This window comes from Micromonospora coxensis (assembly GCF_900090295.1).
In the GTDB taxonomy this organism is placed as follows: Bacteria; Actinomycetota; Actinomycetes; order Mycobacteriales; family Micromonosporaceae; genus Micromonospora; species Micromonospora coxensis.
On the sequence record NZ_LT607753.1, the window covers coordinates 2,152,806 to 2,168,625 of the forward strand.

The following is a 15,820-nucleotide window of genomic DNA, read 5'->3' on the forward strand; positions in this document are numbered from 1 at the left end:
CATCTCCTAGCCGGGGGTGACCGATCGTAGCCGGGGCCGCCGGGCCGGCCGGACGCGACAGGGCCCCTCCCGCCGGCGCTGCTGCCGGGGAAGGGGCCCTGCCGGACGTCGTACGTCAGCCGGTCACGGGCGGGTACGCCGACGGGCGCCGCCCCGGCGGGACCGGCGCCGGCCGGTGCCGCCCTCACCGCTCTCCTCGTCGGTGTCGCCGTCGCCCAGCGCGTCCGGGTCGTCCGCCCCGGCCAGCCGGGCCGACTCGCCCTCCTGGGCGTCCGCGACGGCCGGCGCGGCCGGCGTCTCCGCCTCGTACCGGGACAGGTCGTAGCCCATGGTGTCGTGGTACTCGGCGTCGGTGGCGGGGGCGGCGACCTCGGGAGCCTCGGTCGTCTCCACCACCGTCCGCTCGGCGGCGGCGCCCTTGCGGGCGCGCCGGCGCGTCGACGTGGCGGGCTGCTCGGTCGGCGGGGGGGCCACCGCCGAGGCGACCGCCTTGACCTTCTCCCCCGCGCCGCCGGAGCGCGGCTTCTCCGGCACCGGCTCGGTGTGGATGATCAGGCCGCGACCCTTGCAGCACTCGCAGGGCTCGCTGAACGCCTCCAGCAGCCCGGCGCCGATCCGCTTGCGGGTCATCTGCACCAGGCCGAGCGAGGTGATCTCGGTGACCTGGTGCTTGGTCCGGTCCCGGCCCAGGCACTCGGTCAGCCGGCGCAGCACCAGCTCACGGTTGGACTCCAGCACCATGTCGATGAAGTCGATCACCACGATGCCGCCGATGTCCCGCAGCCGGAGCTGACGGACGATCTCCTCGGCCGCCTCCAGGTTGTTGCGGGTGACCGTCTCCTCCAGGTTGCCGCCGGAGCCGGTGTACTTGCCGGTGTTGACGTCGACGACGGTCATCGCCTCGGTCCGGTCGATCACCAGCGAGCCGCCCGAGGGGAGGAAGACCTTGCGGTCCAGCCCCTTGATGATCTGCTCGTCGATGCGGTACTCGGCGAAGACGTCGGAGGTGCCGACGTGCCGGCGCAGCCGGGCGACCAGGTCGGGCGAGACGTGCGACAGGTACGACTCGACCATGTCGTACGGCTGCTCGCCCTCGATGACCAGCTCGCGGAAGTCCTCGTTGAACAGGTCCCGGACGACCCGGATGACCAGGTCCGGCTCCTCGTAGAGCAGCACCGGGGCGCCACCCTCGGCCGCCTTGGCCTGGATGTCCTCCCACTGCGCCTGGAGCCGCTTGACGTCCCGGGCCAGCTCGTCCTCGCTGGCGCCCTCGGCAGCCGTGCGGACGATCACCCCGGCGCCGTCCGGCACCAGCTTCTTCAGCACGTCGCGCAGCCGCTTGCGCTCGGTGTCGGGCAGCTTGCGGCTGATCCCGGAGGCGTTGCCGTTGGGCACGTAGACCAGGTGCCGGCCGGAGAGCGCGATGTGGCTGGTCAGCCGGGCGCCCTTGTGCCCGATCGGGTCCTTGGTGACCTGGACCAGCACCGAGTCGCCGGAGCGCAGCGCCTGCTCGATCGAGCGGGCCCGCCCCTCCAGGCCGGTGGTGTCCCAGTTCACCTCGCCGGCGTACAGCACGGCGTTGCGGCCGCGCCCGATGTCGACGAAGGCCGCCTCCATGCTGGGCAGGACGTTCTGCACCTTGCCGAGGTAGACGTTGCCGGCCATGGTGCCGGAGGAGTTGCGGGTGACGTAGTGCTCGACCAGCACACCGTCCTCGAGGACGGCGATCTGGGTGCGGTCGCCGCGCTGGCGTACCGCCATCACCCGGTCGACCGCCTCCCGGCGGGCCAGGAACTCCGACTCGCTGAGGATCGGCGGGCGGGTGCGCCGCTGCTCGCGGCCGTCCCGGCGGCGCTGGCGCTTGGCCTCCAGCCGGGTCGAGCCGGAGACGCCCTGCACCTCGTCGACGGCCTTGCGCGGCTCACGGATCTTGACGACGGTCGGCACGCCGTCGTCGGCGCCCCCCTCGGCGTCCCCGGCGCCCCGGCGGCGGCGACGGCGACGGCGGCGGGTCATCCCGTCGCCCTCGCCTTCCTCCTCCTCGCCCTCCTCGGTCTCGGCCTCCTCGGCCTCGACCTGGGCGGCCTCCTCGCCCTCCTCCTCGTCGGCCTCGTCGGCGCCACCCTTGCCGCGGCCACGGCCCCGGCGACCACGACGACGACGGCGACGCCCGGCGGCGGTCTCGTCCTCGTCCTCGTCCTCGGCGGCGGCCTCCTCGTCCTCGGCGGTGGTCTCCTCCTCGACCTCGGCGGCCTCGACCGGCTCGGCCTCGCGACGGCCACGGCGGCGACGGCGGCCGGTCTCGGCCGGCTCCTCCTCGGCGACCTCGGCCAGCGGGCCGGGCTCGACCACCCGGAAGGTCGGCAGTTCCTCGGGCTGGGGGGCCATGAAGAGCACGGTCGGCGCGGAGAGCGCGGCGCGGCGCCGGCGGGTGCGCGGCGCCGGCTCGGCCTGCTCCACCGGCTGCTCGCCGCCGGGCACGCTCACCCCGGGCGGGACCTCGCCGGCCCGGCTCTCGGCGCCGGACGCGGCGACGGCCGGCACGGCGGCCCCCGAGTCGGTGGCGGCCGCTTCGGTGGCCTCGGCCCGCGCCGCGATCTCGGCGGGCTCCTCCTCGGCGAGTTCCTCGTCGGCGACGGTCGGCTCGGTGGGGGCCGCCGCCTCGACGGCCGGCTCCTCGGTCTCCACCGCCGGGGTCACGACCTCGACGGGCGCGCCGGACGGGGCGAGGACCTCGGCGGTCGGCGGGGCCTCGGCGGGCGTCTCCACCGCCGGGGCGGCGGCCTTGCGACGCCGGGTACGGGTCACCTTCACCGGCGGCACGACCTCGGCGGAGGGCTCCTCCACCCCGGTCGCCACGATCGGCTCCTCGGCCGCCGCCTTAGCGGGTGTCGCCTTCCGCCGGCGACGGGTGGTCTTCGGCGCGGTGTCCAGTTCACCGGCGACCGGGACGATCACCTCGGCCTGGTGCGTCTCGTCGGTGGCCGACGCGGCGGCGGTCGGCGCCTCGGCGGGCACCTCCGGCTGCTCCGGCTGGCTCAGCGGAGCGACCTTGCGCCGGGTGGCGCGGCGACGCTTCGGCGCCTCCGCGGCCTCGGCCGGCGGGGTCTCCGGGCTGCTGCCGGTCGTGGCGGTGCTGTCGGCGGTGTCGCCGGCCGGCTGTGAACCGGTCCGTTCGCCACCCTCGGGCTCGTTCTCGAGCATGGAGGTTCTCCAGTTCTGGCTGCCCCGGGCGCGGGTGAGCGCTGCCACGCAGGGTCGCCGCAAAAGTGTTTCCGCCGGGCGCGCGAGGTGCGCGACCGCCGAAGTCTGCCTGCCTGGAACGCTGACCGACGGTCAGTGTTCCCCGATGGTTGCCCCGTCGCGGTCCGCGTCCAACGGATCCACGATCTCGCCCTGCGCGGTCAACGTGCCCTGCGCCAGCCGGATCACCCTGGGCGAGACCGGCGGCTCCAGGTCGGCCACCACGCGGAGGCCGGAAAGGACGTCATCGGGCCGTACGGACGGGGTGACCTGCCGCACGACCAGTTCGAGTATCGCACACGACACGCCCGGGGCCCCGGAAGGCGTCTCCGCGGGCGGGAGCACATCGATGCTCATGACGGCAGCGCGGGCGTCGAAGGTGCGCCGGCCCTGCTTGGTCATCCGCTCGACCGACACCTCGTCGGCGGCGGTGAAGGCGGCGACCGCGCGCTCCAGCGCGGCCGGCTCCACCTCCGGCAGCTCGATGCGCCAGTGCGAGGCCTCGATCCGGTCGGCCAGGCTGCCCCCGTTGGCGACCACCGCGTCGAGCACGTCCAGGCCGGGCGAGAGCGCGGCGTCCAGCGCGGCGCGCAGCTGCTCCGGGTCGACCGGCTCACGCAGCCCGATCTCCAGGTACTCGGCCTCGCTGGCCACGCCGGTGGGGGCCGCGCTGGCGTACGAGATCTTGGGGTGCGGGGTGAAGCCCTGGGAGAAGGCGATCGGCACCCCGGCCCGGCGCAGCGCCCGCTCGAAGGCCCGGGCGAAGTCCCGGTGCGAGGTGAACCGCAACGGCCCGCGCTTGGCGTACCGGATCCGGACGCGCTGGACGACCGGCGCCTGCCCGCCCTCCGGCTGTGGTTTCCTACTGATCGTCGTGCTCCTCGTTCGGTCAGAACCGGTTGATCATGACGTTGGCGGCGACACGCCGTGCCGCAGACGATAACTTCATGATCAGCGGGCGGAGCGGGCGGCGCGCGGAGGACCCGCGGCGCGCCCGCTCCGGACGGTCACTGCGGGGCGCCGGCGGGGGCCTTCAGCCCGTTGACCGGGGTGAGCGGCAGCAGCTTCTTCCCGGTCGGGCCGATCTGGATCTCGGTGTCCATCGACGGGCAGACGCCGCAGTCGAAGCACGGGGTCCAGCGGCAGTCGTCCTGCTCGTACTCGGCGAGCGAGTCCTGCCAGTCCTGCCAGAGCCAGTCCTTGTCCAGGCCGGAGTCGAGGTGGTCCCAGGGCAGGACCTCCAGCTCGTCGCGCTCCCGGGTGGTGTACCAGTCGAGGTCGACGCCGAAGGTCGGCAGCACCTCGTCGGCGGCCTCCACCCAGCGGCGGTACGAGAAGTGCTCGCTCCAGCCGTCGAAGCGGCCGCCGTTCTCCCAGACCTTGCGGATCACCGCGCCGACCCGGCGGTCACCACGGCTGAGCAGGCCTTCGATCAGCGACGGCTCGCCGTCGTGGTACCGGAAACCGATCGCCCGGCCCAGCGAGCGGTCCGCGTTGATCGCCTGCTTCAGCAGCTTGAGCCGGCCGTCGATGACCTCCGGCCGCTCCATCGCCGCCCACTGGAACGGGGTGTGCGGCTTCGGCACGAACCCGCCGATGGAGACCGTGCAGCGGATGTCCTTGGAGCCGGTGGCGGCCCGGCCGGCCCGGATCACCTCGTGCGCCATGTCGGCGATCTCGAGGACGTCCTCGTCCGTCTCGGTGGGCAGGCCGCACATGAAGTAGAGCTTCACCTGCCGCCAGCCGTTGGTGTACGCGGTCACGACGGTGCGGATGAGGTCTTCCTTCGACACCATCTTGTTGATGACCTTGCGGATCCGCTCCGACCCGCCCTCGGGGGCGAAGGTCAGACCGGTGCGCCGCCCGTTGCGGGACAGCTCCTGCGCCAGGTCGATGTTGAACGCGTCCACCCGGGTCGACGGCAGCGAGAGCGAGACGTTGGTGCCCTCGTACTGCTGGGCCAGGCCGGAGCACATGTCGCCGATCTCCGAGTGGTCGGCCGACGACAGCGACAGCAGCCCCACCTCGTGGAAACCGGAGAACTCCAGCCCCTGCTGCACCATCTGGCCGACCGTGGTGATCGAGCGCTCCCGCACCGGGCGGGTGATCATGCCGGCCTGGCAGAACCGGCAGCCCCGGGTGCAGCCCCGGAAGATCTCCACCGCGTACCGCTCGTGCACCGTCTCGGCCAGCGGGACGAGGGGCTTCTTCGGGTACGGCCAGGCGTCCAGGTCCATCGTCGTGCGCTTGTGCACCCGGAACGGCACGTCCGGGCGGTTCGGCACGACCCGCTGGATCCGGCCGTCCGGCAGGTAGTCCACGTCGTAGAAGCGCGGCACGTAGACGCTCTCGGTGCGGGCCAGCCGCAGCAGCAGCTCGTCCCGGCCGCCGGGCGAGCCCTCCGACTTCCACTCCCGGACGATCGTGGTGATCTCCAGGACCGCTTCCTCGCCGTCGCCGAGCACGGCGGCGTCGACGAAGTCGGCGATCGGCTCCGGGTTGAACGCGGCGTGCCCGCCGGCCACGATCACCGGGTCGGCGTCGGTGCGGTCGGCGGCGAGCATCGGGATGCCGGCCAGGTCGATCGCGGTGAGCAGGTTGGTGTAGCCCAGTTCGGTGGAGAACGAGACACCGAACACGTCGAAGTCGCGCACCGAGCGGTGGGCGTCGACGGTGAACTGCGGCACGCCGTGGGCGCGCATCAGCTTCTCCAGGTCCGGCCAGACCGCGTACGTCCGCTCGGCGAGCACGTCGGGCAGCTCGTTGAGCACCTCGTAGAGGATCTGGACGCCCTGGTTGGGCAGGCCCACCTCGTACGCGTCGGGGTACATCAGCGCCCAGCGCACGGTCGCCGCGTCCCAGTCCTTGACCACCGCGCCCAGCTCGCCACCGACGTACTGGATGGGCTTGGTCACCTGGGGCAGCAGCGGCTCCAGCCGGGGCCAGATCGAGTTGGACGCGGCGGGGCGCGGCGTCGTGGACGGGGCACTCATGATGCCCAAGGGTACGCGTCCACCGGCCGGCGACCACGGCGCACCGGGCAGCACCGCCCGGGGCGCGGTGGACTCCTCCGGCAGCCGGGCGGACGGGACGCGGATCGCGGACGTTGGCACGCCGGTACTAACCTCGGACCGGCGCGAGAGGAGATTGCCGCGATGCCGCAGCCGCAGCCGGGTCCGGACCGGCCGGCCGAGGGGAGCACGCCGGTGACCGATCCGGGCCGGGAGCCGGCCGTCGCCGACGAGCCGACGCCCTCTCCCGTACCCCCGCCGGCCGGACCCCGCACGGGCCCGGAGGACACCCGTGAGCTCCCCGCCGACCAGGCCGGGGCCACCTCGCCGGGCGACGTACGTCCGACCGCGCCGGGGCCCGACGCGCCGGCCGACGCGGACCCCGACCGCCCGGACGAGCCCGTCGCCGCCGAGCCGGGCCGGACCGACCCGCGACCCGACGAGCCGGCCGGCACGGCATCGGCCGGTGCCGCCGCGCCCGGCGCACCGGGTCCGGCGAGCGCACCCGGCACGGACGAGCCCACCGCGGCCGAGCCCACCGCCGCCGAGCCCACCGCAGCCGAGCCGACCGCCGCCGAGCCGACCGCGGCCGAGCCCGACCGGGCCGCGGCCACGCGTGTCGACGCGCCGGACCCCACCCGGGTCGAACCGGTGTCCCCCGCCGCACCCGCACCTACGCGCGTCGACGCCGCCGTCCCGCCCGCCGCGCCGGACCCCACGCGGGCCGAACCCGTCCCACCCGCCGCGCCACAGCCCACCCGCGTCGAGCCCGTCTCCCCGGCCGCGCCCGCGCCCACGCGGGTCGAGGCCGTCCCACCCACGGCGCCGGACCCCACCCGGGTCGAGCCGACGCCGGACGGCACCCGGGTCGACCCCGAGCCGCCGCCCGCGCCCCGCTGGAGCGGCTCCGCGCCGGTGCCGCCCCCGCCGCCGCGCCGCCGTGGCTGGGGCGAGTCGGCCGAGCCCACCCCGGTCCCGCCGCCGGCCCCGACCGACCTGCCCGAGCACCGCGCTCCGGTCGACCCGTGGGCGGGCGCGGACACCGGCTCCTGGGAGCTGGACCACCCGCTCCCTCCGCTGCCGCCGACGCTGTCCTACCCGGCGCCCCCGGCCACCCGCCCCTACCAGGCCACGCCGCACCACCAGGCCACACCGCCGCCCGCGCCGCACCACCCGGTGTCGCCGCCCGCGCCGCACCGGCCGACCCCACCGCCGCCGCCCCGACCGGCGCCGGCACCGACCCGGCCGTACCCGGTCCCGCCGGTGGCCCGTCCGGTCTCCCCGCCGCCCCGGCCGGCGCCCGCCCCTCCCGCACCGCCGGCGACCCGGCCGCCGAAGCAGCGCAAGGCCCGCCGTCCGGAGCCGACCACGCCGCCGCCGGGCTGGCAGGCCCCCAAGGGGTACGTCCCGGTACGCAAGCGGCGGCGCTGGCCCTGGGTGCTGCTGCTCAGCCTGGCCTGCTGCTGCGGCTGCCCGGCATGGTTCGGCAAGCCGATGTGGGAGCAGTACCCGGTCGACGCCGCCCTGCCCGGCCAGGTGGCCGACCTGACGCTGCGCGACGACACCGGCAGCGCGGCGACCGTCAAGCGCCTCGAGGCCGAGGTGCGCGGGGCGCACCTGATCTCCGAGGACGTCTTCGCCGGGGTCTACCGCACCGGCGACGGCAAGCGGGTGACGGTGTTCGGCGCGACCGGCTTCCGGATCACCCCGGAGTCGGACGCCGACGACGAGATGACCCGGCTCACCGGCACGTACGGGCTGGGCAGCCCGGAGCAGGTGGACACCGGCGTACGCGGCCGGCACGGCCGCTGCGCGACGGGCCGCGCGGACGGCGACGACGTGGTGGTCTGCACCTCGGTCGACCACGGCAGCATCACCACGGGCGTGTTCACCCGGCTCTCGGTCGACGACAGCGCCCGCCTGCTGGACACCCTGCGCGCCGAGATCATCGCCCCGAGCCAGGGCTGACCGGGTCGGGTCAGGAGGGGGACTCGCCCGGGGTGGGCTCGCCGCGCCGGGGCGCGTAGCGGTGGACGTACTCCTGGCCGGTGAGCTTCTGGATCTCGGCCATGAGTTCGTCGGTCATCGCCCGCAGCGAGGTGCGGTCGTCCGGACGGCCGGTGAAGTCCAGCGGCTTGCCGAACCGCACGATGATCTTCGCTCGGCCCGGTCGCGGCACCCGCGCGCCGATCGGCTGGGCCCGGTCGGTGCCGATCATGCCGACCGGGATGATCGGTACGCCGGCCGCCACCGCCAGCCGGGCCGCGCCCGTGCGCCCCCGGTACAGTCGCCCGTCCGGGGAGCGGGTCCCCTCCGGGTACACGGCCACCAGATCGCCGCCCCGCAGCGCGGGGATGGCGGCGTCGAACGCGGACAGCGCCGCGCGGCCGCCGGCCCGCTCGACCGGGATCGCGCCGAGGCCGGTGAGGACGAACTTGGAGAACGCCCCCTTGGGCCCGGTGCCCTTGAAGTACTCCGACTTGGCCCAGAACGCCAGGTGCCGGGGGACCACCGTGCCGAGGAAGAGTTCGTCGGCGACGGAGAGGTGGTTGCCGGCGAAGATCGCTCCCCCGGTCTCCGGGATGTGCTCCAACCCCTCCACGGTCGGACGGAAGGCCAACCGGAGCGCGGGCGCCACGGTGAGCTTGCCGATGGTGTAGAGCAGGGGCACTGGTCCTCCGGCGGTCGTACGTGAACAGGCGGTGTCACGGTAGCGGACGGGCGCGCCCCCTACCGAGGGGGTGGCGCGGGATCACAGCAGGTGGTCCGGCGGCGCGGACGCCACCGGACCACCTCGCTCAGCAGGTCATACCCGCCGGACGGCCACCGTCACCCGCTCGCCCTCGCCGACCTCGCCGGCGAAGCCGTCGACGCCCTCGGCGAAGTCGACGGTGTCGGCCAGCACCTCCCGGGCCACGAAGTCCCGGTACGCCGACACGGCGGCCCGGACCTCCTCGGAGCCGGACAGCGCCACCACGATCCGGTCCGAGACGTCGAGGTCGGCGTCGCGGCGCGCCTGCTGCACCACCCGGACCACGTCGCGGGCCAGCCCCTCGGCGGCCAGCTCCGGGGTGACCTCGGTGTCCAGCACGACCACGCCCTCGCCGCCGGGCAGCGGCGCGGAGTGCTCGGCGTCGGCGGCGACCAGGCGCAGCTCGTACTCACCCTCGGCGAGGGTGACCCCGGCGGCGACCGGGGCGCCGTCGACCAGCTCCCACTCCCCCGCCTTGACCGCCTTGATGACCTGCTGCACCTGCTTGCCGACCCGGGGGCCGAGCGCGCGGGGCACCACGGTCAGCACCTGCTGGCAGTAGGTCTGCACCTGCTCGGAGAAGTCCACCGCCTTCACGTTGACCTCGTCGGCGACCACGTCGGCGAAGGGACGCAGGGTCGCCGCGACCGGCGAGGCCACGGTCAGCTTCGACAGCGGCAGCCGCACCCGCAGCCCCTTCGCCTTGCGCAGCGACAGCGCCGCCGAGCAGACGTCGCGCACCGCGTCCATCGCCGCCACGAGCTCGTGGTCGGCGGGGAACTCCTCGGCGGACGGCCAGTCGGTCAGGTGCACCGACCGCTCGCCGGTGAGGCCGCGCCAGATCTCCTCCGCGGTCAGCGGCGCCAGCGGCGCCAGCACCCGGCAGAGCGTCTCCAGCACCGTCCACAGCGTGTCGAACGCCTCCGCGTCGCCGGACCAGAACCGGTCCCGGGAGCGGCGCACGTACCAGTTGGTCAGCGCGTCCAGGTAGGACCGGACGCTGGCGCAGGCGCCGGAGATGTCGTACGCGTCCATCTGCGCGCCGACCGTCTCGACCAGTTCACGCGTCTTCGCCAGCACGTACCGGTCGAGCAGGTGCGTCGAGTCGGTGCGACGGCGGGCGGTGTGGCCGTCCGCGTTGGCGTAGAGCGAGAAGAAGTACCAGACGTTCCACAGCGGCAGCAGCACCTGCCGCACGGCGTCCCGGATGCCCGCCTCGGTCACCGGCATGTCGCCACCGCGCAGCACCGGCGAGGACATCAGCATCCAGCGCATCGCGTCCGAGCCGTACGCGTCGAAGACGTGGTACACGTCCGGGTAGTTACGCAGGCTCTTGGACATCTTGCGCCCGTCGGAGCCGAGCAGGATGCCGTGGCTGAGGCAGTTGCGGAACGCCGGCCGGTCGAACAGCGCGGTGGCCAGCACGTGCATGGTGTAGAACCAGCCGCGGGTCTGTCCGATGTACTCGACGATGAAGTCGCCCGGGTAGTGGTGCTCGAACCAGTCGCGGTTCTCGAACGGGTAGTGCACCTGGGCGAACGGCATCGAGCCGGACTCGAACCAGCAGTCCAGCACCTCCGGCACCCGACGCATCGTCGACCTGCCGGTCGGGTCGTCCGGGTTGGGGCGGACCAGGTCGTCCACCGCCGGCCGGTGCAGGTCGGTCAGGCGTACGCCGAAGTCCCGCTCGATGTCGGCCAGCGAGCCGTACACGTCGACCCGGGGGTAGGTCGGGTCGTCGGACCTCCACACCGGGATCGGCGAGCCCCAGAACCGGTTCCGGCTGATCGACCAGTCCCGGGCGTTGGCCAGCCACTTGCCGAACGAGCCGTCCTTGATGTGCCCCGGGGTCCAGTTGATCTGCTGGTTCAGCTCGACCATCCGGTCCTTGAACTGCGTCACCGCGACGAACCAGGACGACACCGCCTTGTAGACCAGCGGGGTGTCGCAGCGCCAGCAGTGCGGGTACGAGTGGGTGTAGGTGTCCTGCTTGAGCACCACCCCCCGCTCCTTCAGCTCCCGGATCACCGGCTTGTTGACGTCGAAGACCTGCTCACCCTGGTACGGCGGGACCAGCGCGGTGAACCGGGTGTGGTCGTCGACGGTCACCACGGTCGGGATGCCGGCCGCGTTGCAGACGTTCTGGTCGTCCTCGCCGAAGGCCGGGGCCAGGTGGACGATCCCGGTGCCGTCCTCGGTGGTGACGAACTCCGCGCCGAGCACCTGGTACGCGTTCTCCCCGGCCTGCTCGACGAGGAAGTCGTAGAGCGGCGTGTAGCGGCGGCCGACCAGGTCCCGGCCGAACACGGAACCGACCTGCTCGTACCCCTCCAGCTCCTTGGCGTACGCGGCCAGCCGCGCGGCGCCGACGACGTGGCGGTCCCCGTCGCGTTCCAGCACCGCGTACTCGATGTCCGGGCCGACGGCGAGCGCCAGGTTCGACGGCAGGGTCCACGGCGTGGTGGTCCAGACGCCCAGCTTCACCGGGCCCCGGACCAGCTCCGGGGCGGTGTCGTCCGGGGTCAGCCCGAACCACACCGTCAGCGTCGGGTCGTGCCGGTCCCGGTAGACGTCGTCCATCCGGGTCTCGGTGTTCGACAGCGGCGTCTCGCAGCGCCAGCAGTACGCCAGCACCCGGAAGCCCTCGTAGACCAGACCCTTGTCGTGCAGGGTCTTGAAGGCCCACATGACGCTTTCCATGTAGTCCAGGTCGAGGGTCTTGTAGTCGTTGGCGAAGTCGACCCAGCGGGCCTGCCGGGTGACGTAACGCTCCCAGTCCTGGGTGAACTCCAGCACGGAGGTGCGGCAGGCCTCGTTGAACCGGGCCACGCCGAGGTCGAGGATCTCCGCCTTGCTGGTGATGCCGAGCTGCTTCTCGGCGACCACCTCGGCGGGCAGGCCGTGACAGTCCCAGCCGAAGCGCCGCTCGACCCGCCGCCCGCGCATGGTCTGGTAGCGCGGCACCACGTCCTTGACGTAGCCGGTGAAGAGGTGGCCGTAGTGCGGCAGGCCGTTGGCGAACGGCGGGCCGTCGTAGAAGACGTACTCGTCCTTGCCCTGGTCACCGGCGGGACGGGCCTCGACGCTGGCCTCGAAGGTCTTGTCGGCCGTCCAGTGCTCCAGCACCCGGCGCTCGACCGCGGGCAGGTCCGGGCTCGCCGGGACACCGGCGGCAGTCGGGTCGTGCAACGGATAGGCCATCGGGGGTCGCTCTCCTCAGCAGCTCTCACGGTGTCGTGGGTCTGCGAGGACGAGCCGTTTCCGGGTACGCCGTCCGGCGCCCCCGGGGCAGGCCCGCGGTACCACCCCGCTTGGCGGTCAGGATCGACCGCCCGCTCGTTGGCCGGCTGTGACGGGCCGGACCCGTCCGGTTCTACTGGGCCGGTCACCCGGCTGTTCTTCCGGAGGCTCACCGGTGATGGCCGGGTCGTCGCCTGTGCGATCCAGGGTACTCGACCGGGTGGTCGGCCCGCCGCCGAGTATCGCCGGGACACACCCGCCCCGGAGGGTGGCCGGAGCCCGCGACGCTGTCGATCCGGCCCGCACCGGCGGTAGCCTCCCCGGGTGATCCGGATCCACCTGGACGACGCGACGGTGGCCCGTACCCGGCTCGCGGTCAGTCCGCTGTGGGAGATCCAGACCGGCTTCTGGATGCTGTGCCGCAACCCGGGCGAGCTGCCGTGGCCGTACACCGAGTGGGCCCGTCAGGCCCGGCGGGTGCTGGCCGGGCTGCCGGCGTCGGCGCCGATCCGGGTCTATCTCGACGCCGGGGCGGACCTGCCGGACTTCCTCAGCCCGCTCCCGCCCACCGCCGCGCCCAGCCTGGACGAGGAACTCACCGCGCTGCGGGAGACCCCGGAGGAACTGGTCGCGGAGCAGCTGCGCCGGCACTGGCCGGACGGCGGCCCGGCGTGGCTGCGCCCGTACGCCACCGATCCGCGCGGCACCCTCGACCGGGTCGCCGACGAGCTGCTCGCCTGGTGGGACGCGACGCTCGCGCCCTGGTGGCCGGCGATGCGGGCGGCCCTGGACGAGGAGGTGCTGCACCGGGCCCGGTCGCTGGCGGCCGACGGGCCGGATGCGCTCCTGGCCGACCTGCACGTGATGGCCCGGTGGGAGCGGCCGGTGCTCACGGTGGCCAAGTCGTGGGAGCAGGAGGTGCACGCCGTCGACCGACGACTGCTGCTCGTCCCGCTGATCTTCTCCGGTACCGGACTGGGCCTCTACACCGACCACCCGGGCGTGCTGGCGGTGTCCTACCCGGCCCGGGGGGCCGGGGTGCTGGCCGGCGGGTCGGCCGACGCCCCGGGGGCCGGTTCCGACCGGCTGGCGCTGCTGCTCGGCCGGGGCCGGGCCACGGTGTTGCGGGCACTGGTCCGCCCGGCCACCACCGCCGGCCTGGCCGGTGCCCTCGGGCTGGCCCCGAGCACCGTCTCCGAGCATCTGTCCGCGCTGCTCGCCGCGGGCGTCGTGCACCGCCGCCGGGTCGGCCGCCGGGTGCTGTACGGGTTGGAACCCGCCGGGACCGCGCTGCTGGGTCTGCTCTCCGGCGAGCAGGTCCGGACCACCGCCTGAGGATTCGGCCGCTCCCGAATCGATGGCGTCGCCCGGCGGTGGTGCCTAGCGTGGTTCGCGCAGCACCGCCCGCCCGGTGGCCGCCCCGCGTCCGCCCGGGCCGGCCCGTCGCGTGGAGCGGGAGCGGTCCGCAGCGTCGGCACGGCCGACACGGGGAGCTGCCCGGCCCGTTCCCGCCCTCGCCCGGGCGCGACCTATGACCATCGTCACCGCCCGGGGCCGTCACGCCTGCCGTCGCCGCCCCGTCTGGTCCCTGTCCGAGCCGAACAGGGAGGTTGTCATGCAGCGGATGAACATGGCCGAGGTGGCGCCGGAGGCGTTCCAGGCCGTGCTGGGGCTGGAGAAGTACGTCCGGGCAACCGTCGAGCACGGCGTGCTGGAGCTGGTGAAGCTGCGGGCGTCGATGCTCAACGGCTGCGCGTACTGCGTCGACATGCACAGCCGTGACGCGCTGGCCGCCGGCGAGTCGAGCCGGCGGCTGTTCGCGGTGTCGACGTGGCGCGAGGCGCCGTTCTTCGACGAGCGGGAGCGCACCGCGCTGGCGTTGACCGACGCGGTCACCCGGCTCGGCGAGCACGGCGTGCCGGACGACGTGTGGGACGCCGCCGCGAAGGTCTGGTCGGAGAAGGAGCTGGCCGACCTGGTGACGGCGATCGCCACCATCAACGTGTGGAACCGGATCGCGGTCACCTGCCGCACGCAGCCTCCGGCGCAGGGCTGACCGCCCGGGCGCACGGGGCTTTCCTCTCCCGTGGGATGTCCTAGAGTCGCTTGCGGACACGCCGACGGGGGAGGAAGCGCGTGCGTACCCGATCGATCTCCGCTGCCCTGGTGCTGGCTCTCACGCTCACCGGCTGCGGTTCGCGCACGCCGTCCACGGCGACGGCCACCGCCGACCCGTCGCCCAGCCGCTCGCCCGAGCCGGTCCCCGAACACGACGACACGGCGGTCGCCGACGCGGTCCGCCGAGCCGCGGGCGGCCTGGGCCCGGTCAAGGAGGTGACCGCGCCCGGGTACGTGCCCGACTCCACGACGGTGGTGCAGCTGGCGCTCTGCGACCCGCCGCGACCGCTCAACGGCGGCTACGGCACCCCGGTCGAGGTCCGGTCCTTCTTCCGGGTCGACGCCAGGACCCGACCGGTCGGGTACCGCTCCGGCGGCCAGCGGGCCGAGGCGATCGGCGAACTGACCGTCGCCCCGGTACGGCCGGACGCCACCGGCGGGCCGCAGCGGGTGGAGCGCTACTTCGACACGCTACGGGCGCAGAAGTGCACCGGCGGCGCCGTGCACAGGGTCGACGTGCCCAGCCCGGGCACGATCGGGTACCGGTCCGCCAGCGACACGGCACGGCTCGGCGGCGGCACCGCGGCGGTGGCGACCATGAGCGTCGACGCCGACGAACTCGACGCGGACGGCAGGTACCCCCTGCTCGGGCACGCGCGGGTGATCACCCGCCATCGCGGATACCTCGTCGAGGCGTCCGTGCTCTGCGCCCGCCCCGGCCGTCCCGAGGACGGACGGAAGATCACGGCGGAGGCCCGCACGCGGGCGCTGGCGATGGCGCAGCGCACCATCCGGGAACTGGACAAGCTCCCTGCCCGGCCCGCCCCTTCGGCCACCGGCTGACCCGGGGACCGTCGACCGGCGGCACGATCGGACCGCCGGTCGACCGGAACGGTTCAGCCCAGCTCGGGGAACCAGAGCGCGATCTCGCGCTTGGCGCTGTCGGTGGAGTCCGAGGCGTGCACCAGGTTCTCCCGGTTGGACAGGGAGAAGTCACCCCGGATGGTGCCGGCGGCGGCCTTGCGGCCGTCCGTCGCGCCGATCATGGCCCGGACCACCTCGATCACCTGGTCGCCGGCGAGCACCAGCGCGACCAGCGGTCCACCGGTCATGAACGCCTTCAGCGGCGGGTAGAACGGCTTGTCCACGTGCTCGGCGTAGTGCTGGTCGGCGAAGCCCCCGTCCAGCGTCCGCGTCTGCATGGCGTCGATCCGCAGGCCCTTGCGCTCGAATCGGGAGATGATCTCGCCGACCAGACCGCGGCGGACCGCGTCCGGCTTGATCAGTACGAGCGTGCGCTCGTCCGGGCTGCTGCTGGACACGCTGGGTTCCTCCTGTGCGCGGAAGGCGGCCGGGCTGGGTACGGTCAGCCTAGCGACCCGGTCCCGGCGTCGGCGCGGCGGCTGCGCCTTCCCTCGGCTGCCGATCCGGCCTAGCCTGGCCCTGACCCCTGGGA

Annotated in this window: 10 protein-coding genes; 4 read left to right on the forward strand and 6 right to left on the reverse strand. The window is 74.1% G+C overall.

Annotated elements, in window-relative coordinates; all coding sequences use genetic code 11:
* Positions 1-123 precede the first annotated feature (123 nt).
* From GA0070614_RS09585 to GA0070614_RS09595, 3 genes are all read right to left on the reverse strand, one after another.
* On the reverse strand, positions 124-3,204 hold the full coding sequence (locus GA0070614_RS09585; protein WP_088975627.1) for an Rne/Rng family ribonuclease: 3,081 nt from the start codon (positions 3,202-3,204) through the stop codon (positions 124-126).
* A gap of 132 nt (positions 3,205-3,336) precedes the next feature.
* Complete coding sequence (locus GA0070614_RS09590) at positions 3,337-4,056, reverse strand: TIGR03936 family radical SAM-associated protein (RefSeq protein WP_088975628.1); 720 nt, start codon at positions 4,054-4,056, stop codon at positions 3,337-3,339.
* 194 nt (positions 4,057-4,250) lie between these two features.
* Positions 4,251-6,236, reverse strand: a complete 1,986-nt coding sequence (locus GA0070614_RS09595; RefSeq protein WP_088979340.1) for a TIGR03960 family B12-binding radical SAM protein — start codon at positions 6,234-6,236, stop codon at positions 4,251-4,253.
* Positions 6,237-6,398: 162 nt separating this feature from the next.
* On the opposite strand from GA0070614_RS09595, the gene GA0070614_RS31085 reads away from it, so the two are divergent.
* Entirely contained in the window at positions 6,399-8,222 is a 1,824-nt protein-coding gene (locus GA0070614_RS31085; protein WP_088975629.1) for a hypothetical protein, read from the forward strand.
* A 10-nt stretch (positions 8,223-8,232) separates the two neighbouring features.
* Here the strand turns inward: GA0070614_RS31085 and GA0070614_RS09605 are convergent, their stop codons facing one another.
* Together GA0070614_RS09605 and ileS are read right to left on the reverse strand one after the other, a co-directional pair.
* Positions 8,233-8,925 (reverse strand): lysophospholipid acyltransferase family protein, encoded by a 693-nt coding sequence (locus tag GA0070614_RS09605; RefSeq protein ID WP_088975630.1) that lies wholly within the window; start codon positions 8,923-8,925, stop codon positions 8,233-8,235.
* Between the two features lie 135 nt (positions 8,926-9,060).
* On the reverse strand, positions 9,061-12,207 hold the full coding sequence (ileS, locus tag GA0070614_RS09610; protein ID WP_088975631.1) for an isoleucine--tRNA ligase: 3,147 nt from the start codon (positions 12,205-12,207) through the stop codon (positions 9,061-9,063).
* Between the two features lie 363 nt (positions 12,208-12,570).
* On the opposite strand from ileS, the gene GA0070614_RS09615 reads away from it, so the two are divergent.
* From GA0070614_RS09615 to GA0070614_RS09625, 3 genes are all read left to right on the forward strand, one after another.
* Positions 12,571-13,581: an ArsR family transcriptional regulator gene (locus GA0070614_RS09615; RefSeq protein ID WP_088975632.1), complete on the forward strand. Its 1,011-nt coding sequence runs from the start codon at positions 12,571-12,573 to the stop codon at positions 13,579-13,581.
* Between the two features lie 280 nt (positions 13,582-13,861).
* Positions 13,862-14,302 carry a carboxymuconolactone decarboxylase family protein gene (locus GA0070614_RS09620; protein WP_088975633.1) on the forward strand — a complete coding sequence of 147 codons (441 nt, stop codon included), beginning with the start codon at positions 13,862-13,864 and terminating at the stop codon, positions 14,300-14,302.
* An 80-nt stretch (positions 14,303-14,382) separates the two neighbouring features.
* Positions 14,383-15,207 (forward strand): hypothetical protein, encoded by an 825-nt coding sequence (locus GA0070614_RS09625; protein WP_088975634.1) that lies wholly within the window; start codon positions 14,383-14,385, stop codon positions 15,205-15,207.
* 53 nt (positions 15,208-15,260) lie between these two features.
* Here the strand turns inward: GA0070614_RS09625 and ndk are convergent, their stop codons facing one another.
* Entirely contained in the window at positions 15,261-15,686 is a 426-nt protein-coding gene (ndk, locus tag GA0070614_RS09630; RefSeq protein WP_088975635.1) for a nucleoside-diphosphate kinase, read from the reverse strand.
* Positions 15,687-15,820 lie beyond the last annotated feature (134 nt).